This window comes from Rhizobium sp. BR 317, assembly GCF_047445835.1.
Lineage (GTDB): Bacteria > Pseudomonadota > Alphaproteobacteria > Rhizobiales > Rhizobiaceae > Rhizobium > Rhizobium paranaense.
This window is the reverse complement of record NZ_JARWLB010000003.1, coordinates 283,572-303,263: the sequence shown is the minus strand read 5'-3', so window position 1 is coordinate 303,263 and position 19,692 is coordinate 283,572. Positions and strand designations below refer to the sequence as shown.

At 60.4% G+C, this 19,692-nt stretch carries 19 protein-coding genes; 14 read left to right on the top strand and 5 right to left on the bottom strand.

Annotated features, from left to right (window positions below):
• Window positions 1-113: 113 nt before the first annotated feature.
• On the top strand, window positions 114-491 hold the full coding sequence (locus QD357_RS06470; protein ID WP_107109758.1) for a DUF427 domain-containing protein: 378 nt from the start codon (window positions 114-116) through the stop codon (window positions 489-491).
• A gap of 54 nt (window positions 492-545) precedes the next feature.
• Here the strand turns inward: QD357_RS06470 and QD357_RS06465 are convergent, their stop codons facing one another.
• The 4 genes from QD357_RS06465 to QD357_RS06450 all read right to left on the bottom strand — a co-directional run bounded on the left by QD357_RS06465 (window position 546) and on the right by QD357_RS06450 (window position 4,791).
• Window positions 546-1,616 carry an ABC transporter ATP-binding protein gene (locus QD357_RS06465; protein WP_107109759.1) on the bottom strand — a complete coding sequence of 357 codons (1,071 nt, stop codon included), beginning with the start codon at window positions 1,614-1,616 and terminating at the stop codon, window positions 546-548.
• Between the two features lie 21 nt (window positions 1,617-1,637).
• Entirely contained in the window at window positions 1,638-2,486 is an 849-nt protein-coding gene (locus QD357_RS06460) for a carbohydrate ABC transporter permease (protein ID WP_107109760.1), read from the bottom strand.
• A complete protein-coding gene (locus QD357_RS06455; RefSeq protein WP_107109761.1) occupies window positions 2,479-3,417 on the bottom strand; it encodes a carbohydrate ABC transporter permease in 939 nt (312 codons plus the stop codon). Before QD357_RS06455 ends, QD357_RS06460 begins: the two co-directional genes overlap by 8 nt.
• Before the next feature lie 72 nt (window positions 3,418-3,489).
• The gene (locus QD357_RS06450) at window positions 3,490-4,791 is read right to left on the bottom strand and encodes an ABC transporter substrate-binding protein (RefSeq protein ID WP_107109762.1); all 1,302 of its coding nucleotides are present in this window, start codon (window positions 4,789-4,791) and stop codon (window positions 3,490-3,492) included.
• 220 nt (window positions 4,792-5,011) lie between these two features.
• On the opposite strand from QD357_RS06450, the gene QD357_RS06445 reads away from it, so the two are divergent.
• From QD357_RS06445 to QD357_RS06390, 12 genes are all read left to right on the top strand, one after another.
• Window positions 5,012-6,214: an ROK family transcriptional regulator gene (locus QD357_RS06445; protein WP_107109763.1), complete on the top strand. Its 1,203-nt coding sequence runs from the start codon at window positions 5,012-5,014 to the stop codon at window positions 6,212-6,214.
• A gap of 143 nt (window positions 6,215-6,357) precedes the next feature.
• Window positions 6,358-7,458: a Gfo/Idh/MocA family protein gene (locus tag QD357_RS06440; protein ID WP_107109764.1), complete on the top strand. Its 1,101-nt coding sequence runs from the start codon at window positions 6,358-6,360 to the stop codon at window positions 7,456-7,458.
• Between the two features lie 24 nt (window positions 7,459-7,482).
• Window positions 7,483-8,124 (top strand): ThuA domain-containing protein, encoded by a 642-nt coding sequence (locus QD357_RS06435; RefSeq protein ID WP_107109765.1) that lies wholly within the window; start codon window positions 7,483-7,485, stop codon window positions 8,122-8,124.
• Between the two features lie 181 nt (window positions 8,125-8,305).
• Entirely contained in the window at window positions 8,306-9,343 is a 1,038-nt protein-coding gene (locus QD357_RS06430) for a CorA family divalent cation transporter (protein WP_107109766.1), read from the top strand.
• 53 nt (window positions 9,344-9,396) lie between these two features.
• Window positions 9,397-9,579: a hypothetical protein gene (locus tag QD357_RS06425; protein WP_107109767.1), complete on the top strand. Its 183-nt coding sequence runs from the start codon at window positions 9,397-9,399 to the stop codon at window positions 9,577-9,579.
• Window positions 9,580-10,242: 663 nt separating this feature from the next.
• Complete coding sequence (locus QD357_RS06420; protein WP_107109769.1) at window positions 10,243-11,325, top strand: ABC transporter ATP-binding protein; 1,083 nt, start codon at window positions 10,243-10,245, stop codon at window positions 11,323-11,325.
• Between the two features lie 15 nt (window positions 11,326-11,340).
• The gene (locus QD357_RS06415; RefSeq protein WP_107109770.1) at window positions 11,341-12,411 is read left to right on the top strand and encodes an ABC transporter ATP-binding protein; all 1,071 of its coding nucleotides are present in this window, start codon (window positions 11,341-11,343) and stop codon (window positions 12,409-12,411) included.
• Between the two features lie 2 nt (window positions 12,412-12,413).
• Entirely contained in the window at window positions 12,414-13,286 is an 873-nt protein-coding gene (locus tag QD357_RS06410; protein WP_107109771.1) for a carbohydrate ABC transporter permease, read from the top strand.
• Entirely contained in the window at window positions 13,283-14,209 is a 927-nt protein-coding gene (locus QD357_RS06405) for a carbohydrate ABC transporter permease (RefSeq protein WP_181316110.1), read from the top strand. Before QD357_RS06410 ends, QD357_RS06405 begins: the two co-directional genes overlap by 4 nt.
• A gap of 12 nt (window positions 14,210-14,221) precedes the next feature.
• Window positions 14,222-14,509, top strand: coding sequence for a DUF2160 domain-containing protein (locus tag QD357_RS06400; RefSeq protein WP_107109772.1), 288 nt, complete (start codon window positions 14,222-14,224; stop codon window positions 14,507-14,509).
• A gap of 127 nt (window positions 14,510-14,636) precedes the next feature.
• Complete coding sequence (locus QD357_RS06395; RefSeq protein ID WP_107109773.1) at window positions 14,637-16,367, top strand: ABC transporter substrate-binding protein; 1,731 nt, start codon at window positions 14,637-14,639, stop codon at window positions 16,365-16,367.
• A gap of 248 nt (window positions 16,368-16,615) precedes the next feature.
• Complete coding sequence (locus tag QD357_RS06390; protein WP_107109774.1) at window positions 16,616-17,059, top strand: SRPBCC family protein; 444 nt, start codon at window positions 16,616-16,618, stop codon at window positions 17,057-17,059.
• Between the two features lie 112 nt (window positions 17,060-17,171).
• Here the strand turns inward: QD357_RS06390 and QD357_RS06385 are convergent, their stop codons facing one another.
• Complete coding sequence (locus QD357_RS06385; protein ID WP_107109775.1) at window positions 17,172-18,467, bottom strand: ABC transporter substrate-binding protein; 1,296 nt, start codon at window positions 18,465-18,467, stop codon at window positions 17,172-17,174.
• A 161-nt stretch (window positions 18,468-18,628) separates the two neighbouring features.
• On the opposite strand from QD357_RS06385, the gene QD357_RS06380 reads away from it, so the two are divergent.
• On the top strand, window positions 18,629-19,651 hold the full coding sequence (locus QD357_RS06380) for a LacI family DNA-binding transcriptional regulator (RefSeq protein WP_107109776.1): 1,023 nt from the start codon (window positions 18,629-18,631) through the stop codon (window positions 19,649-19,651).
• Window positions 19,652-19,692 lie beyond the last annotated feature (41 nt).

The following is a 19,692-nucleotide window of genomic DNA, read 5'->3' as shown; positions in this document are numbered from 1 at the left end:
CGTAGAGCCCCCTCTCCCCGCAATGCGGGGAGAGGGTTGGGGTGAGGGGCCAGGCACATAAGCACGGCAGAACCAATCTCACCTGACATTCAGCAAAGCTGAGGAGAGCAAGAATGTCCGAAAAGCTGGTCAAGATTCCCGGTCCCGATCATCCCATCACGATCGAGAACAAACGTGCCCATGTCACCGTTTCGGTTGCCGGCAAGGTCATTGCCGATACCCATGACGCGCTGTCCCTGAAGGAAGCCTCCTATCCGGCCGTCATCTACGTGCCGCGCAAGGATGTCGACATGTCGGCGCTCCAGAGAACCGACCATGCCACCTACTGTCCCTTCAAGGGCGATTGCTCCTATTACAGCATCCCCGTCGGCGGCGAGCGCTCGGTGAACGCTGTCTGGACCTACGAAAATCCCCACGCCTCGGTAAGCCAGATCAAGGATTACATGGCCTTCTACCCGGATCGGGTCGACGCCATTAACGTTGATGCCTAAAGCAATTCCAGGAAAAGTGCGCAGCGGTTTTCCGTCCGGAATTGCGTGAAAGCTCTAAAGAGCAAGCCCGCTTCCGCTGTCGAAAACGTAGACCTGATCGGCATTGACGGTGACCTTCAGTTGTTCGCCATAACGAACCGGAGCCTCACCGTCGACGACGGCCGTAACCTGCTCGCCAGCCAGATCGAACAGCACATGCGTCTGTGCGCCCGTCGGCTCGACCAGCAAGGTCTGGCCGGTGAGCGGCGAGCCATTGCCCGTTAAGCTCAGATGTTCCGGCCGAAGGCCGATCTTCACGCTTTGCCCGGACTTCACCTTGCGTTCGCCAGCGATGCGCACCGGCGTGCTATCCCTCAGCCGCACTGCAGGGGTGCCATCGACGCCTTCAACCACACCGTCGAGAAAATTCATCGCCGGCGAGCCGATGAAGCCGGCAACGAAGAGATTGGCCGGCTGGCGATAAAGTTGGATCGGCGTGCCCTGCTGCTCGATCTTCCCCTGGTTCAGCACAACGATGCGGTCGGCAAGCGTCATCGCCTCGATCTGATCGTGGGTGACGTAGATCGAAGTGGTCTGCACCTTCTGATGCAGCGCCTTGATCTCCGAGCGCATCTGCACGCGCAGCTTCGCATCGAGATTGGAGAGCGGCTCATCGAACAGGAAGACGGCAGGGTTGCGCACCACGGCGCGGCCCATGGCGACGCGCTGGCGCTGGCCGCCCGAAAGCTGCGCCGGCTTGCGGTCGAGCAACTTTGTCAGGTCCAGCATGCGCGCGGCCTCGTTGACCCGCTGCTCGATCACCGGCTTGGCCTCGCCTGAGAGCTTCAGGTTGAAGCCCATGTTCTCGGCGACCGTCATATGCGGATAAAGCGCGTAGGACTGGAAGACCATGGCGATGTTGCGCTCGCGCGGCGTCATGGCATTGACCACCTGCCCACCGATCGACACGTCGCCATCGGTGATTTCCTCAAGCCCGGCGATCATTCGCAGCAGCGTGGACTTGCCGCAGCCGGAGGGGCCGACGAGCGCGATGAACTCGCCGTCTTCGATCGCCAGCGAGATATCGTGAATGACGGTCAGCGCCCCATAGGCCTTGTGGATGTTGTGCAGTTCGACGGATGCCATTTGTTTGTGCTCCAATAAGGCTCAGGATTTCACGGCGCCGGCGGTAAGGCCGGCAATGATGTGCTTCTGCGCCAGGAAGAAGACGATGACGGTGGGCAGGATGGTCAGCGTGATGAAGGCAAGCACCAGCTCCCATTCCGTGCCGAATTCGCCGCTATAGACCATCATGCCGAGCGGCCAGGGATAGATCGAATCCGAATTCAGCATGATCAGCGGCAGGATGTAGCTGTTCCAACTGCCGACGAAGGAAATGATGCTGACGGTCGCGATGATCGGCCGCGAGAGCGGCAGCGAGATATGCCAGAAAAAGCGGATATAGCCGCAACCATCGACAAATGCTGCCTGGAACAATTCTTCCGGAAGGTTTCTAAAATAGTTCCGGAAGAGCAGGATGCTCATACCAAGGCCGAAAGCCACCTGCGGCAACACCACGCCCCAATAGGTATTGAGCAGGCCAAGATCGCGGATGCGGATGAAGAGCGGCAGGATGGCGGTGGCCGCCGGAAACATCAGCCCGATGAGGAAATAGTTCAGCAGGAAGTTCGAGCCGAAGAACTTCACATGCGCGAAGGCGAAGGCGGCCATCGCCGAGACCGACAGCGTCAGGAACACGGTCAGCACAGCGATGATCAGCGAATTCATCATCTGCCGCCAGTAGCGGTCGCCAAACAGGATGCCGGTATAATTCTCGAAATGCCACTCGGCCGGCAGGCCGAAAGGATTGGTGCGGAGATCGCCGAGCGTCTTGAAGCCGCCGAGCGCGGTCGTCAAAAGCGGGATCAAAACGATGGCGGCGATGATGGTCAGCGACACATAGAGATAGATCTTCGTGCCGGTGGTCATGCGAACGGATGAGGCCATATCAGTCATTGCGCATAAATATCCGTTTGTAGCCGAAGGCGAGGGTGACGCAGATCACGAACAGCACGACGCCGACAGCGCTGCCGAGGCCGACCTGCATGCGCGTGACGCCGAAATTGTAGAGGAAGGTCACCATCGTCTGCGTCGAGTTGAACGGGCCGCCGCCGGTGAGCGGCATGATCATGTCGAAAAGCTGCAGCGATCCCACCACCGCGAAGAAGACGGAAAGGCGCAGCGTCGAGCCGAGCAACGGCAGCGTCACGTAGCGGAACTTCTGCCAGCCGGTGGCGCCATCAATCTCGGCCGCCTCCAGCACGCTCTTGTCGAGCGACTGCATGCCGGCGATGAACAGCATCATGTGAAAGCCGAAATATTTCCACACGATCACGCCAAGCACGGCATACATCGCCAGATTCTTGTCGGCGAGCACGTAGGGCGTCGGGGTGCCGAGGAAATGCGCGATCGCGGCGAACAGGCCGTAGTCGCCGTCATAAACGAAGCGCCAGATCAGGCCGGCGGCCACTTCGGCCAGCACATAGGGAAGGAAGAAAATCAGTCGGAAGAGCACGACGCCGCGAATACGATGCGCCAGCATCGTCGCCAGCCAGATGGCGAGCGGCACCTGGATGGCGATCGAAACCAGAATGATCAGTGCATTGTTCTTCAGCGACGTCAGGAAGGCGTCGTTCTTGAAGAGAACCTGGAAATTGCGCAGGCCCACGAACTCGGTCGGTGGGCCATAGCCGTTCCAGCGATAAAGGCTGTACCAGGCCGCTTCCCCCATCGGCAGGATGACGAAGATGGTGAAGAGCAGCAGCGCCGGCGGCAGGAACAGTAGAATGACGGGCAGACGGCCGCGCGCGGCGGGCGATTTTCGCTTCGCTGTGGGCCTCGCTCTTGCGATGGAAGGCATGGCGGTCGTGGCGCTGACATCGGTCATGGGCGGTCTCGACGATTGTAATTCAAAGAAAAACCGGCGCCGGCGCAAGGGAGAGGCCGGCGCCGGATGGCGCTAGAGCTGGTCCTGTTCGAATGAGTCCTGAACCTGCTGCGCTCCATCCTTTGGCGAAATCTGGCCGGAGACGATACCAACAGCCACATCGTTGACGACGCGGCCGACCGAGGGGCCGAGATCCTGGTCAAAGAAGTTCTGGTGCCAGGTCGAATGCGCCAACTGGTCGGCGGCTTCGTGCATCAGCGGACCCTTGACACCATCTTCGGCGCCGACAGCGACCGGGACGATCATGCCGGCCTGCGCCAAGGTACGCTCGTTCTCGGCATTGGTCAGATAGGCAAGGAAATCGAGTGCTTCCGGTGGGGCCTTCTTGGTGACGGCCCAGCCGTTCAAGCCACCGAGCGTATCGGTCGGAAGGCCGGCGCCACCGGTCACGGCCGGGAAGGCGAAGCGGCCGATATTGTCATCCGCCAGGCCCTTAGCGTCGCCGGCATTGGTGCGCTGGTTGGCAACCGTATTTTCGAAGCCGAGGATCATCGCAGCCTTGCCGTCACCAAAGACGCCAAGCGCCTGCGGCCAGGTGATGCCGAGATAACCGGGCTGGAAGGGTTCGAGCTTTCCGAGTTCGGCAAGCTGCTCGCCCGCCTTGATGATCGCCGGATCGTTGAAACCGTTGCCCTTACCGTTCTTGGCATCGTTGAAGACCTGCTGACCGCCGTCGCGCATCACCAGATAGCTCCAGTAGAAGTGGATCGGCCACTTCTCACCGCCGCCGCCGGCGATCGGCGCAATGCCGGCAGCCTTGAGCTTCTTGACCGCGGCCAGATAATCGTCCCAGGTCTTGATGGCGCTAGCATCGACGCCGGCCTTGGCGAACAAGGCCTTATTGTAGAAGAAGGAAACCGTGCCGAGCTTATAGGGCACGGCGCTGATCTTGTTGTCGAACGTCAGGCCTTTCACCGCCGCGGGATTATAGCTCTTCACCCAGGCGCCATCCTTGGCATTCATCGCCGCAGTCAGGTCCATCAGCGTGCCCGTCGCCTGCTGCTGCTTCAGCACGCCACCGCCCCAGCTAAAGAAGAAATCGGGCGCGTCCTTCGATTGCAGCAGTGTCGGCAGCTTGGCCTTGAAGGCCTCATTGGCCAGGAACTGCATCTCGATCTTCGTACCGGGATGCTTGGCCTCATACTGATCCGCGATCTTGCGCCAAACGGCGACATAATTCGGATCGGTTTCCAGATGCAGCCATTTGACGACCGTGTCGGCGGCAGCGCTCGACACACCTGCGAGAATCGTCAGCCCGGTGGTTGCAGCAATAGCGGCGATGCGAAGGGCCTTGGCCCCACGTAGATGGATCATGATTTTCTCCTCCCAAGGGAACCAAGAGCCTCAAATATTTTTTCCCTTATGCGGAATAATTCAACGGAGCTTTGCTGAAATGTCAACCACCATCGTTAAATTTTGGCAGATTACCCGCAAAACGGCTTGACATTGGGCGATGACCATAGGTTATTTAATTCGCATTCCGTTAAAAATATCAGGCCGCAGCCGAGCGGGTCCATCATTCGGCACCATTCTCATGAAAACAGCAGATCCCGAGCTTATGCGGGCGATAAACCGCTTCAATGTGCTGGACACGATCCGGCGGGCGGGCTCCATCGCACGTATCGAAATCAGCGACCGCACCCAGCTTTCGACCACGACAGTCTCGGCGATCACCGCATCGTTGCTGGATGATGGGCTGATCCTGGCGCGCACCGAAGGCGACCTGCGCGAGGCCGCCGCCCGAGGCCGGCCCCGCGTCATGCTGGAGCTCAATCCGGACGCCGCGCGCGTCGTCGGCGCGAAAATCGCCGCCAACCGCATGGTCTTCGTCGTCACCGACTTTCGCGGCGAAGTTCTGTCAACGCTGACGCTGGCGCTCCGCGTCGACCGGCAGCCGATCGGCGTCATCGCCGATCTCATTGAGGATGGCGTGCGCCGCTGCGTCGTCGATGCCAACCTGGCTCTGGACGAGATCGATTCCGTCTGCCTCGGCCTGCCCGGCGTCGTCGAACACCGTACCGGCCATGTCCGCACCAGCCCGATCTTCCGCGAAACCGGCGTCGATTTCGCCAAGGAAATGTCCGAGCGGCTGGGCGTGACCACCATTGTCGAAAGCGATGCGCATGCCATCACGCTGGCGCATCACTGGTTCGGCAAGGCGAGAGACCTGGACGACATGGTGCTCGTGTCGTTGGAACAGACGCTGGGGCTTGGCGTTCTGCATGGCGGCCAGCTCTTTCGCGGCGCCGGCGGCCTCAGCCACAATCTCGGTGATCTCGTGCTCGGCATGGGGCCACAGGGCATTATCCGATTGGCAAGCCTTGCCGGCGAAAGTGCCATTCTCGGCGATCAGCCGAGCGGCCGTTTTGCCGAAGCTATCCGCCTCGGTCGCGGCATGGCCCATGCCAAGACACTGATCGACGCCGAAGACAACGCGCTGATCAATGCAGCAATCCGCGCCGGCGAAGCCTGCGGCATGGCGCTCGCCAATATCGTCACGCTGTTTGCTCCGCCGCGCGTCATTCTGGTCGGTTCGAGCCTGGCGCTCGGCCAGCCCTTTCTCGACAGCCTGCGGGAGGCCTATTCGCTGGCGATCCCGCCATCGATCAAAGGCGTGACCGAACTCGTTTTCGACCAGTCGACCGACGAGACCTGGGCGCAGGGCGCCGCGGTCGTGGCGCTGCGCGAACTCTACGAATCGCCCTGGGGAACGACGGGACCGGCACCGGCCCTCTGATCCCCAAAGCAATTCCAGGAAAAGTGCGCAAGCGGTTTTCCGTCCGGAATTGCATCGAAACAATAGGATGGAGCGGTTCAGCGAATCCGTGAAACGCTGAACCGCTCCAGGACAGCCAAAGACAATTCATCTGGAGGAAACCTATGAACAAGGTCGGCATCGGCATTATCGGCTGCGGAAACATTTCCGGCGCCTATCTCACCGCCATGAAATCCTTTCCCATTCTCGACATCAAAGGTGTGGCCGACCTCAATCGCGAGCTCGCCGAGGCAAAAGCTGCCGAATTCGGCCTGAAGGCAGTCGATATTGCGGTCTTGCTCGCCGATCCCTCGATCGAGATCATCGTCAACCTCACGATCCCGAAGGCGCACGTCGCCGTTGGTCTGCAGGCGCTGGACGCCGGCAAACATACCTATTCGGAAAAGCCACTCGGCATCAATTTCGCCGAAGGCAAAAAGCTTGCTGATGCAGCGGCCGCCAAGGGCCTGCGCATCGGCGCAGCCCCCGATACCTTCCTCGGCGGCGGCCACCAGACGGCGCGTGCCATCATCGACGAAGGTGCCATCGGCATCCCGGTCGGCGGCACCGCCACCTTCATGTGCCCTGGCCACGAACGCTGGCATCCGAATCCGGCTTTCTATTATGAAGTCGGCGGTGGCCCGATGCTCGATATGGGTCCCTATTACATCACGGATCTCGTCAACCTGCTTGGCCCCATCTCCCAGGTCGCCGGCTTTGCCGTCACGCCGCGCAAGGAGCGCATCATCACTAGCGAGCCGCGCAACGGCGAGCACATCCCCGTGCATGTGCCGACGCATGTCGCCGGCGTCATGGCGTTTGCCAATGGCGCGGTCGTCCAGATCGGCATGAGCTTCGATGTCGCCGGCCACAAGCATGTACCGCTCGAAGTCTACGGTACCGAAGGCACGCTGATCGTGCCCGATCCGAACCGTTTCGGCGGCCCGGTGGAGTTCCTGAAGAAGGGCGGCGAATTTGCCGAATGTGAGATCACAGCGCCCTATGCCGATGGCAACTACCGCTCGCTCGGCGTTGCCGACATGGCGCATGCCATCCGCTCGAACCGTCCGCATCGCGCCAATGGCAGCCTCGCGCTGCATGTGCTCGAAGTTATGGAAGCCTTCCAGACGGCCTCCGACAGCGGGCGCACGGTCACCATCACGACGCAAACGGAGCGTCCGGCCGCTCTGTCCGACTCCCTGGTGGATGGACAGATCGGCCGCTAATCGCACAATTTCAGGAGGATTATCATGCGGGAAGCACTTATCGTCTGGGGCGGCTGGAGCGGCCACGAACCGCAGGAATGCGCCCATATCATCCGCGACATGCTGGAAGAGGACGGCTTCAAGGTCTACCTCGAAAACAGCACCGAAGCCTTCGCCGATCCCTCGATCCACGATCTCAGCCTGATCGTGCCGATCGTCACCATGTCGAAGATCGAGAAGGAAGAGGTGAAGAACCTTGCCGATGCGATCGAAAGCGGCGTCGGCATTGCCGGCTATCATGGTGGCGCTGGCGACAGCTTCCGCGAAAGCGTCGAGTATCAGTTCATCATCGGCGGCCAATGGGTCGCCCATCCCGGCAACATCATCGATTACACGGTCAATATCACACGCCCGGACGACCCGGTCATGGAGGGGATCACCGATTTCCCCTACACGTCGGAGCAATATTACATGCATGTCGACCCGTCGAACGAGGTGCTGGCGACTACCACCTTCACCGGCGATCACGCCTACTGGATCGACGGCGTCGTCATGCCGGTTGCCTGGAAGCGCAAATACGGCAAGGGCCGCGTCTTCTATTCCGCGCTCGGCCACCAGGCCAAGGAATTCAACGTGCCGCAGATGAAAACCATCTTCCGCCGCGGCGCCAACTGGGCAGCGCGCTGAGGGCGCCTGCCCCTTCGGAGCAAGCATTGCCCCTAACCCTAGCCCTCTCCCCGTTTTGACGGGGAGAGGGGACGACCTCTGTATCCATCTCATCTTGCCACCCGGACCCGAACTGATAAAATGCTGCCAGCACGCCGCAAATACCTGTGCTGCTTGCGCTTTTTGCTGTCATGGGGGATGGATGGGTCAAGGCGAAGTATCGAAGACCTCGACAGTCAGTTACGGCACAGAACCGGGTTTGCGTTTCGCCTCCCAGCTCGACGGACATGGCGGCTGCAAGCAGCTCTGCATGGACGAGGTCAGCACCTGGAAACACGGAGAGGGCGTGACCTGGCTGCATCTCGAGCGCGACCACCCCGCCGCAGCCGACTGGGTTACACACAAAAGCGGCTTCGACCCCTTCGTCATCGAAGCCCTGCTCGAAGAAGATTCCCGCCCTCGCGTCGAACCGGTGGGCGACGGGCTGTTGATCATCCTGCGCGGCGTCTGCGCCACGTCGCCGGATGGCGCGACGCAGAAACCCGACGATATCGACCTTGTGCCCATACATCTCTGGGTCGATGGCGAGCGCATCGTTTCGCTCCGCGACAGCGGCCATTACATCACGGCGCTCCGCGATATCCGTCTGTCGCTGGAGAAGAAAAAGGGACCGCAGCGCACCGGCGACCTCCTCGCCCTCATCGGCGACAAGTTGGTGCGCGACCTCGAACCCGTGCTCGACGCCATGGACGAAGAGGTGGACGAACTCGACGAACTGATCTTCCACGGCGAAGCCGGCCAGGTGCGCGAACGTCTGAAGCTGCTACGCCGGCGGGCCGTACAGCTTCGCCGTTATCTCGCCCCGCAGCGCGACGCGCTGAACCGCATCGAGCACGACGATGCGCCCTGGCTTGCCGAGCGGGATAAGCTGCGCATGCGCGAAGTCATCGACAAGCTGATGCGCTATATCGAATATCTCGACGCCATCCGCGACCGTACCAGCATCCTGCACGACGACTTGTCGACCGTCATCAGCGAACGCATCGCCCGCAACTCCAACCGCCTCGCCGCCCTCGCCGCCCTGCTTTTACCGCCAAGCGTCGTGGCCGGTCTCTTCGGCATGAATGTCGGCGGCATTCCCGGCGTCAACGACACCTGGGCCTTCGTCATCATCGTCGTCTTCGTCACGGTAAGCTCGATTGCGACCCTCTGGGTGCTGAAGCGCATCAACTGGCTTTAGAGTACTCTGATACTGGTCAGCTTCAGGTTTCGGCCACGCTTCCCGCGAACTTTATGGCTTTCGAATACACGATTAGCGATCCGGACCATTGGCACGACACCATCGAAGGACTACCGGAGGTAATCGCCAAGAACGGCTTCATCGAAGTCATCGACCAGCCCGGTAAGGGCGTCGATCTCATTCCCGAAAAGGCCAGGCGCTATCTCGCCGAGGACAATCGCGACTTTTCCGCCTGATTTTTCGACCTATTTATAGAGTGAAAGCCGGGCATACGTCACAAAATCGCCGCCTCGGCTTTTCGCAATCGGGGCGGATTTCAGGGCCATTCTCGATGCCGAGCAAGCGAGTATATTGCAGTTAAAAGCATGTGCCCCGATACGGTTTCGGCCGGAAATTGCAGCTAACCCAATTTTCGTTTGACATTCCTTTATCTTCATTTATCGTCATTCTAGTTTCGGTTTTCGCGTGAGGGGTGGAAATCGAAACGAGGGGAGATACAATTGTCCAAAACTCAAATCGACGTCACGGATGTCATTGATTGCGGTGCGAGCCGCAGTCGCGTCGAGTGCGCTTGCCGCATCCTTCCAAGCGAGATGCAGGCGTCCGCTACACGCGTTCCGAACCGTATTCGCCATGATTTGCGCCATCGCGAATTCCTGGCATCCGGATTGACGCAATTCGTTTCCCCACGACCATCACGCCGCGCCCGAATCTGTCGAAAGGGCGCGGCTTTCGGTGTCGGTGCCCGAGTCAATTTGGCAACAGGCATCGCTCAGTGAAGACATAAGCGATCGGGGCGGGGTCATATCCTCCGGATCGTTACCCAATGGGCAATAAACAGGCCTTACGGCCAGCAATCCGTCGCAGCGTCGCCATACGACGCACGGAAGGAGCATATCGTGCTTGAACTTAGAAATGTGTCGAAGGCGGTCGGCGGCGAAATGCACATCGCCGAAACGAACCTGACGCTGCAGCGCGGCTCGTTGAATGTCCTCCTCGGACCGACACTTTCGGGCAAGACGTCGCTGATGCGTCTGATGGCCGGGCTGGACAAGCCGACTTCGGGCACGATCCACGTCGACGGCGCCGATGTTACGGGCGTGCCCGTGCAACGCCGCAACGTCGCGATGGTTTACCAGCAATTCATCAATTACCCCGCCATGACCGTTTACGACAATATCGCATCGCCGATGCGCCTGCGCGGCGTCAATGCGGCGACGATCGACCGCGAAGTGAAGAAAGCGGCCGATCTCCTGCGGCTCGGTCCCTTCCTTGACCGCCTGCCGCTCAGCCTCTCCGGCGGCCAGCAGCAGCGCACGGCTCTAGCCCGCGCCATCGTCAAGAATGCCGGCCTGGTGCTGCTCGACGAGCCGCTCGCCAATCTCGATTATAAGCTGCGCGAAGAGCTGCGCGCCGAATTGCCGAAAATCTTCGCCGAATCCGGCGCCATCTTCGTTTACGCCACGACCGAACCCTCGGAAGCTCTGCTTCTGGGCGGCAATACCGCCACCTTGTCGGAAGGCAGGATCACGCAGTTCGGACCGACGATCGATGTCTTCCGCAAGCCGAAAGACCTGATCACTGCCGTCACCTTCGCCGATCCGCCGCTGAACACGATCTCGCTCGACAAGCGCGGCAATCTGTTCGTGTTGAACGGTAATATGAGCCTGCCCGTACCGCAGGGCCTCGAAGCCCAGCCGGACGGCCCCTACACCATCGCCTTCCAGCCGCATCATCTGGCGCTGAAGCCGCAGACATCCGAGGCGGTCGCAGCACCTGCCAGGGTGATGGTGACCGAAATCACCGGTTCGGAAAGCTTCATCCACATCGATTTCGCCGATCGGCGCTGGGTCATGCTGACCCAGGGCGTCGAGGACATCGATGTCGACGACGCGATCGATGTCTACATCGACCCGCGCCACATCATGGTGTTCGACACCAACGGCGCCGCCGTCACACCCGCCCTGCAACGGGCCGCCTGAGGAGAGACACGGCCAATGGCACGCATCGACCTTGACCACATAAGACACGCCTATAACGACCATCCGAAATCCGATGCGGACTATGCGCTGAAGGAAGTTCATCATAGCTGGGAGGACGGCAGCGCCTATGCGCTGCTCGGGCCGTCCGGCTGCGGCAAGACCACTCTGCTCAACATCGTTTCCGGCCTCGTGCGCGCCTCGGAAGGCCGCATCCTCTTCGACGGCAAGGACGTGACCAAGCTGTCGACGCAGGAGCGCAACATTGCCCAGGTCTTCCAGTTTCCGGTCGTCTACGACACGATGACGGTCTATGAAAACCTCGCTTTTCCCTTGCGCAACCGGCACGTTCCGGAAGCCGAGGTGAAGCGCAAGGTCGACGAGATCATCGAGATGATCGGCCTTTCCGACAGCGCCCATCGCAAGGCGCGGGGATTGACGGCCGATGCCAAGCAGAAAATCTCGCTCGGCCGTGGCCTGGTGCGCTCCGATGTCAGCGCCATCCTGTTCGACGAACCGCTCACGGTCATCGACCCGCATATGAAATGGGTGCTGCGTTCGCAGTTGAAGCAGCTCCACCGCCGCTTCGGCTTCACCATGGTCTATGTCACCCACGATCAGACGGAGGCGCTGACCTTCGCCGACAAGGTGGTGGTGATGTACAACGGCGAGGTGGTGCAGATCGGCACGCCGAATGATCTGTTCGAGCGGCCGCGCCATACCTTCGTCGGCTATTTCATTGGTTCGCCGGGCATGAACGTCATGCCAGTAGAGATCGAGGGCCGCAACGCCCGTCTCGCCGGCAGCACTGTCGCATTGCCCGGCGCTCCCGTGAATGGCCAGGCGGGTAAGACCGAACTCGGCATCCGCCCGGAATTCGTCCGCCTCGGCCGTGAGGGCATGCCGGCGACCGTGACCAAGGTCGAGGACCTCGGCCGCCGCAAGGTGGTGCGCGCCAAACTACAAGGGCAGGAGATCACGGCGATCATCGGCGAAGATCAGACCGTGCCGGCCGAACCGCACATCGCTTTCGATCCTGCCGGCATCAATATCTACGCCAACTCCTGGCGCGTCGAGATGGGAGCCTGATCATGGACAAGACCTGGAACAACAAAGCCTGGTTCATGCTCATTCCCGTCCTGGTACTGGTCGGCTTCTCGGCCGTCATCCCGCTGATGACGGTGGTGAACTATTCGGTGCAGGACACCTTCGGCAACAACGTCTTCTTCTGGGCGGGCACACAGTGGTTTGAAGAGATTCTTCATTCCAGCCGCTTCTGGGATTCGATGTTCCGCAACCTGATCTTCTCCTTCGTCATTCTGGCGATCGAGGTGCCGCTCGGCATCTTCATCGCTCTCAATATGCCGAAGAAGGGTATCGGCGTGCCGGTCTGCCTCGTGTTGATGGCGCTGCCGCTGCTGATCCCGTGGAACGTCGTCGGGACGATCTGGCAGGTGTTCGGCCGCAGCGATATCGGCCTGATGGGTTATGTCCTCGTCAATCTCGGCATCGACTACAACTACGTATCCAATCCGGCCGATGCCTGGGCGACGATCATCATCATGGATGTCTGGCACTGGACCAGCCTCGTCGTGCTGCTCTGCTATGCCGGCCTCGCCTCCATTCCCGACGCCTTTTACCAGGCCGCCAAGATCGATGGCGCCTCGCGCTGGTCCGTCTTCCGCTACATTCAGCTCCCGAAAATGAACCGCGTGCTTTTGATCGCCGTGCTCCTGCGCTTCATGGACAGTTTCATGATCTATACCGAACCCTTCGTCGTCACCGGCGGCGGCCCCGGCAATTCGACCACCTTCCTGTCGATCGATCTCGTCAAGATGGCCCTCGGTCAGTTCGATCTCGGCCCGGCGGCGGCAATGTCGCTCATCTACTTCCTGATCGTGCTTCTGCTGTCCTGGGTCTTCTACACCGTCATGACCAATTACGATGCGGGAGCGACGCGATGAGCGGCAAACCTCTTATGACCTCCGCAGGCGATAGCGCCGTGAACAAGGTGGCAGCAGCTTCGACCCCGGTCGCCGGCGTCACCGCCACGACCGGCACGCAGCCGGTCAGCCGGCACCGCGAGGAAGGCCGCTGGTCCTGGGTGGTGCCGACGCTCTACATTATCTTCCTGCTTCTGCCGATCTACTGGCTCGTCAACATGAGCTTCAAGACCAATGAGGAGATCGTCAGCGGATTGACGCTCTATCCGCATCAGCCGACGCTGCGCAATTACACGATCATCTTCACCGATCCGTCCTGGTACAAGGGCTATATCAACTCCATCACCTATGTCGTCATGAACATGGTGATCTCGGTTGCCTGCGCCCTGCCCGCGGCCTACGCCTTCTCGCGTTACCGTTTCCTCGGCGACAAGCACGTCTTCTTCTGGCTGCTAACCAACCGCATGGCGCCGCCGGCGGTCTTCGCGCTGCCTTTCTTCCAGCTCTATTCGGCCTTCGGCCTCATCGACACCCACATTGCCGTGGCGCTGGCGCACTGCCTGTTCAACGTGCCCTTGGCGGTCTGGATCCTCGAAGGCTTCATGTCCGGCGTGCCGAAGGAAATCGACGAGACGGCCTATATCGACGGCTATTCGTTCCCGCGCTTCTTCCTGAAGATCTTCATTCCGTTGATCGCAAGCGGCATCGGCGTCGCGGCCTTCTTCTGCTTCATGTTCTCCTGGGTAGAACTGTTGATCGCCCGCACGCTGACGACAACGGACGCCAAGCCGATCGCAGCCATCATGACGCGCACGGTCTCCGCCGCCGGCATGGATTGGGGCCTGCTTGCCGCCGCCGGCGTGCTGACGCTCATCCCTGGTGCGCTCGTCATCTATTTCGTCCGCAATTACATCGCCAAGGGCTTCGCGCTCGGCCGCGTCTAAGAGGAAACCGCCATGAATACCGATTTCTCCTGGATGGCCTGGACGCTGCCGACGGTGCTGTTCTTCGTGACCATCCTGCTGCTTCTGCTCGGCATGGCCGTTTGGGAATATTTCTCGCCCGGCGGCAATCCGCGCGTCGGCATCCTGCATTTCGAAACGACGCGCGGCGACCGGCTGTTCGTCTCGCTGCTCGGCGCCGCCTTCATTCATGTCGCGTGGCTGGGCCTGGGAGGGCCTAACCTGTGGTGGGCGGTTGCCATTTCCGTGGTCTACGCCATTGGCGTTTTCCGCCTGGTCTAACGGTTTCAAAGAGTTACCGCGCCCCTTTGCCCATTTCCGGACAGGTGGCGCCGTAAGAAAAGTCGATACAGATGGCCGGGGGGTCTGGCCGTCTGACAATGCACTCGCAACCTGTAGGGAGGAATATATGCGAAGACATCTCTTGACGACGACGGCTGTCGCCCTGCTGGCCTTGGCCGGTACGGCCCACGCCGGCATGAACGAAGCCAAGGCGTTCCTGGACAAGGAGATCGGCGATCTTTCGACGCTCTCGCGCGCCGACCAGGAAAAGGAAATGCAATGGTTCGTCGATGCGGCCAAGCCTTTCCAGGGCATGGAAATCAAGGTCGTTTCGGAAACCCTGACGACGCACCAGTATGAATCGCAGGTTCTGGCGCCGGCCTTTACCGCCATCACCGGCATCAAGGTCACCCACGACGTCATCCAGGAAGGCGACGTCGTCGAAAAGATCCAGACGCAGATGCAGACCGGCCAGAACCTCTATGACGGCTGGGTCAACGATTCGGACCTGATCGGCACCCACTGGCGCTACAAGCAGGTGCGTAACCTGACCGACTGGATGGCAGGCGAAGGCAAGGACGTTACCAATCCCGGTCTCGACGTTTCAGACTTCATCGGCACCAGCTTCACCACCGCACCGGACAAGAAGCTTTATCAGCTCCCCGATCAGCAGTTCGCCAACCTCTATTGGTTCCGCTACGACTGGTTCAACGACCCGAAGAACAAGGCCGACTTCAAGGCCAAATACGGCTACGATCTCGGCGTGCCGGTCAACTGGTCGGCCTATGAAGATATCGCCCAGTTCTTCACCGGCCGCGACGTCGACGGCAAGAAGGTCTTCGGCCATATGGACTACGGCAAGAAGGACCCGTCGCTCGGCTGGCGCTTCACCGACGCCTGGCTGTCCATGGCCGGCAACGGCGACAAGGGCCTGCCGAACGGTCTGCCCGTCGACGAATGGGGCATCAAGGTCGACGCCAACTCCCGCCCGGTCGGCTCCTGCGTCGCGCGCGGTGGCGACACCAACGGCCCGGCCGCTGTCTACTCCATCCAGAAGTATCTCGATTGGCTGAAGGCTTATGCACCGGCTGAAGCCCAGGGCATGACCTTCTCGGAATCCGGTCCGGTTCCGTCACAGGGCAATATCGCCCAGCAGATCTTCTGGTACACGGCGTTTACCGCCGACATGGTCAAGCCGGGCCTGCCGGTCATGAACGCGGACGGCACGCCGAAATGGCGCATGGCTCCCTCGCCGCATGGCGTCTATTGGAAGGACGGCATGAAGCTCGGCTACCAGGACGTCGGTTCCTGGACGCTGATGAAGTCCACACCGGTCGATCGCGCCAAGGCTGCATGGCTCTACGCGCAGTTCGTGACGTCGAAGACCATAGACGTGAAGAAGAGCCAAATCGGCCTCACCTTCATTCGCGAATCCACCATCCGCGACAAGAGCTTCACCAAGCGCGCGCCTGAACTCGGCGGTCTGATCGAGTTCTACCGCTCGCCGGCCCGTGTTCAGTGGTCGCCGACCGGCACCAACGTTCCGGACTATCCGAAGCTGGCGCAGCTTTGGTGGCAGGCTATCGGTGATGCCGCATCCGGCGCCAAGGATGCGCAGGGCGCCATGGACGCACTTTGCTCGGATCAGGAAAAGGTGCTTCAGCGCCTGGAGCGCGCAGGCGTGCAGGGCGATATCGGTCCGAAGCTCGCCGAAGAGCATGATCTCAAGTACTGGAACGCCGATGCCGTCAAGAACGGCCATCTCGCTCCGCAGTTGAAGATCGCGAACGAGAAGGAAAAGCCGGTCACCGTCAACTATGACGAACTGGTCAAGAGCTGGGCTGACGCAACGAAATAAGCCCGATCTATAATACGGTGGGGATGCCGGGGCTCGAAAGGGCTCCGGCATTTTTGCTTTGAATGACCTGGAAAATCGCCTTCAGAGGCGTAACGATCTGATTTTCCGCGAAGCCGATCTCGGCCGAAAGCGCGCGGCGTGAGAGCCGAATAATTTTATTTTCAAGAAAAGATCGATCCAATGTCGGATTGCTGGGGTATCGTTCGTCCTAAGGTCGTCCAATTCGTCAATTCAGAAGGATCACAACCATGCCGAATACCATACGCCTGCACCGCGTCTTGGCAACCAGCCCGGAGAAGGTCTATCGCGCATTCATCGAGGCGGACGCGCTCGCCAAGTGGCTTCCGCCCAACGGCTTCGTCTGCACCGTGCATCATCTGGAAGGCACAGTCGGCGGCACGTTCAAAATGTCCTTCCGCAACTTCACGACGGGCAAAAGCCACGCCTTTGGCGGCGAATATATCGAACTCGTTCCCGGCGAGCTGGTGCGCTACACCGACAAGTTCGACGACCCCAACCTGCCGGGTGAAATGGAAGTGACCGTGACCTTGAAGAAGGTCCTGGTCGGGACCGAAGTGAATATAACGCAGTCAGGCGTGCCTGACGTCATTCCGCCGGAAGCCTGCTATCTCGGCTGGCAGGAATCGCTGCGAAACCTGGCAAAGCTCGTCGAGCCCGATATCAACGAATAAAGTATCAGGGTAGAACGGATTTATGGTATTTGCCAATCCGAACATCTCCCTCTATTTGAGGGAGATGTTCTCAAAAAACGGAGCGGTCAGTGGCGCGGCCTCTGAATGAACCTCACCCTCTCTTCAGCTTCGTTTTCCCTTCTTCCACCAGCTTTTGTGCGGCTTCCGCAACTGTGATCTTGCCGAAAGCGAGCTGATCGGCGACCGGCCGCATGACGTTCTGGTCGAATTCTTGGGAGCCAACCGGTGCCGGCACGGGATAGGTGCCAACCTGATCCTTCAACAGCTCGACATATTTCACCGTCTGCTGCTCGACCGGATTGAGCGTTGGCAGGATGGCGGCGCGAACGGCCGGTGACATCGGCACACCGCGCTCGACGCCGAGGATCTTGCCGGCTTCGAGATCGTTGACGAAGAAATTGATGAATTTCGCGGCCGCTTCCCCGTTCTTGCTAGAGGAGCCTACGCTCCAGATCAGGGCTGGACGATAGTAATGGCCGGAAGGGCCATCCTTCTTTTCGCGCGGCAGCATAGTCACAGCGAGCTTGCTCTTGACGACAAGCTGATAGCCGACAAGCTGGTTGGAATAAGCCATGCCGATGGCCGATTTGCCGAGCGCCAGGCAGTTGCTCTCGATGACATTCTGATCGAGCGTCTGAACATCGGGCGACACCGTGCCGCCGCGCTGACGCAGGTCTTCCCAATAGGAATACCATTCCTTGGCATCGTCGACGGTGAAGCCGAGACCGCCCTCGTCCGTATAAAGGCTTTTACCGCGCTGGCGCAGCCAGACATCGAGGACGTAATTATAGCGCGCGCCATAAGGCCCGCCCCAATAGCCGCGCTTGCCGGCTGCCTTCGTCATTTCGACGGTGAGGTCGGCATATTCCGCCCAGGTCGTGGTCGGACCGGGCGGCGTCAAGCCAGCCTTCTTGAAGGCGTCCTCATCATAAAACATCGCGAAGGAGTTAAGCCCGAGGCCGATACCGTAGAGCTTGCTGTCGACCGTCGTCAGCTTCAGCACGTCCTTGCCGAAACTGTCGACATTCAACGTTGAAGGCACGAACTGATCGAGCGGCATGCAGGCGCCACGCTTCGAATAATCCGAGATCGTGCTCGGCTCGAGCTGGAAGACATCCGCGATGCTCTGGCTCGCCATTCCCGTTGCGAGCTTGGCCCAATAGCCGTCACCGCTGATGCTCTCGCCGACGACGGAAATATCCGGGTTTTTGCTGTGGAATAGCTCGGCGACGGCGACCGTTCGCTTGCCGCGATCGGGCGAGCCCCACCACATCGCCCGCAATTGCGTCGAGTCGGCGAAAGCAGGCAACGATCCGCCAGCCCCGAAAGCGAGACCTGCGGCGGCTCCAGCAGTTCCAATCATGAATGAACGGCGATTCATCCGCATGAGATTCCTCCTTCTCTTGCGATGCCTATGGCGCGTTATCCGCGACGACCTCCCGACGCCTTGTGCGGACAAATTCAACGGGAGGATATGCAATTGCATTGCGTAATGCAATAAATAATCTTTTTCTTGCAAATTTGCATAACTTGCGGAACTATTGCTGCATGAATGAGGTTCGATCCAAACGTGTCAGGCAAGCCGATATTGCCATCAGGGCAGGCGTCTCCGTTTCCACAGTGTCGCGGGTGCTCACCAATGAGCCCGGAATCAGCGAAGCGATCCGCCAGCACATCTTCAAGGTGGCGAGTGACCTCGGCTACGCGGTGAAGCAGGCTGCGGAAACTGTGCCGGCTGCGCTCGCGCTGATCGCCAGCGACAGCGCGACGGGCGGCCTGAGCGTCTTCTATGAGGGCATTGTCGAGGGCCTGCGCGCCGGCGCAGCCGAACGCGGCATGCCTTTCGACATTCGTCTCATCCGCGAAGCGAGGACAGTGCCCGATCATATCAGGGAATATCTGCAGGCTGCCGGTGCCCAGGGGCTTTTCCTCGTCGGCATCGATCCTTCCGATGAGTTGCGCATCTGGCTGGAGGACAGCAGCACGCCGGTCGTGCTCGTCAACGGCACCGATTCAAGACTGCGCTTCGATGGCGTCTCGCCATCGAATTTTTTCGGCGCCTATGCGGCGACGCGGCGCCTGATCGACGCCGGCCATCGCCGCATCCTGCATCTGACCGGCTCGCATCGCCAGACGATTCTCGAGCGCATCCGCGGCTTCGAGGCGGCGATTGCTTCCGTCGAGGGCTGTGAAGGCCGCATCGTGCCGTTGACGTTCCGAGGCAGCGCCAGCGCGGAGGCCCACGCCGTCACGGTCGCCGCCCTTGCCGAGGATCGCAGCTTTACCGCCGCCTTCTGCATGAACGATTTCGTCGCGGTCGGCGTGCTGGAAGCGGTGATGGAAATGGGTCTGCGCGTGCCGGACGATTTCGCCATCGTCGGCTTCGACGATCTGCCTTGTGCACTGATGACCAATCCGCGCCTCGCCACCATGCGCGTCGACCGCGCTGCTATCGGACGCGAAGCCATCGGCCTGATGACCGCCCGCTTCCGCGACCGCGAGGCGCCTGCGCGCCAAGTTTGCCATGCCGTCGTTCCCGTTCCCGGCGGCACCCTCCCGCCCGAAACCTGAGCCCGTATCTTTAGCGGCAACGACCGAAAAAGAGCCAGACC

Excerpts from the sequence above, each read along its gene's own strand:
- QD357_RS06470 (WP_107109758.1), top strand. The coding sequence starts at position 114 with ATGTCCGAAAAGCTGGTCAAGATTCCCGGTCCCGATCATCCCATCACG.
- QD357_RS06385 (WP_107109775.1), bottom strand. The coding sequence starts at position 18,467 with ATGCGGATGAATCGCCGTTCATTCATGATTGGAACTGCTGGAGCCGCC.
- QD357_RS06465 (WP_107109759.1), bottom strand. The coding sequence starts at position 1,616 with ATGGCATCCGTCGAACTGCACAACATCCACAAGGCCTATGGGGCGCTG.
- QD357_RS06455 (WP_107109761.1), bottom strand. The coding sequence starts at position 3,417 with ATGACCGATGTCAGCGCCACGACCGCCATGCCTTCCATCGCAAGAGCG.
- QD357_RS06410 (WP_107109771.1), top strand. The coding sequence starts at position 12,414 with ATGGACAAGACCTGGAACAACAAAGCCTGGTTCATGCTCATTCCCGTC.
- QD357_RS06445 (WP_107109763.1), top strand. The coding sequence starts at position 5,012 with ATGAAAACAGCAGATCCCGAGCTTATGCGGGCGATAAACCGCTTCAAT.
- QD357_RS06430 (WP_107109766.1), top strand. The coding sequence starts at position 8,306 with ATGGGTCAAGGCGAAGTATCGAAGACCTCGACAGTCAGTTACGGCACA.
- QD357_RS06425 (WP_107109767.1), top strand. The coding sequence starts at position 9,397 with ATGGCTTTCGAATACACGATTAGCGATCCGGACCATTGGCACGACACC.
- QD357_RS06380 (WP_107109776.1), top strand. The coding sequence starts at position 18,629 with ATGAATGAGGTTCGATCCAAACGTGTCAGGCAAGCCGATATTGCCATC.
- QD357_RS06460 (WP_107109760.1), bottom strand. The coding sequence starts at position 2,486 with ATGACTGATATGGCCTCATCCGTTCGCATGACCACCGGCACGAAGATC.
- QD357_RS06390 (WP_107109774.1), top strand. The coding sequence starts at position 16,616 with ATGCCGAATACCATACGCCTGCACCGCGTCTTGGCAACCAGCCCGGAG.
- QD357_RS06405 (WP_181316110.1), top strand. The coding sequence starts at position 13,283 with ATGAGCGGCAAACCTCTTATGACCTCCGCAGGCGATAGCGCCGTGAAC.
- QD357_RS06415 (WP_107109770.1), top strand. The coding sequence starts at position 11,341 with ATGGCACGCATCGACCTTGACCACATAAGACACGCCTATAACGACCAT.
- QD357_RS06440 (WP_107109764.1), top strand. The coding sequence starts at position 6,358 with ATGAACAAGGTCGGCATCGGCATTATCGGCTGCGGAAACATTTCCGGC.
- QD357_RS06395 (WP_107109773.1), top strand. The coding sequence starts at position 14,637 with ATGCGAAGACATCTCTTGACGACGACGGCTGTCGCCCTGCTGGCCTTG.
- QD357_RS06450 (WP_107109762.1), bottom strand. The coding sequence starts at position 4,791 with ATGATCCATCTACGTGGGGCCAAGGCCCTTCGCATCGCCGCTATTGCT.
- QD357_RS06435 (WP_107109765.1), top strand. The coding sequence starts at position 7,483 with ATGCGGGAAGCACTTATCGTCTGGGGCGGCTGGAGCGGCCACGAACCG.
- QD357_RS06400 (WP_107109772.1), top strand. The coding sequence starts at position 14,222 with ATGAATACCGATTTCTCCTGGATGGCCTGGACGCTGCCGACGGTGCTG.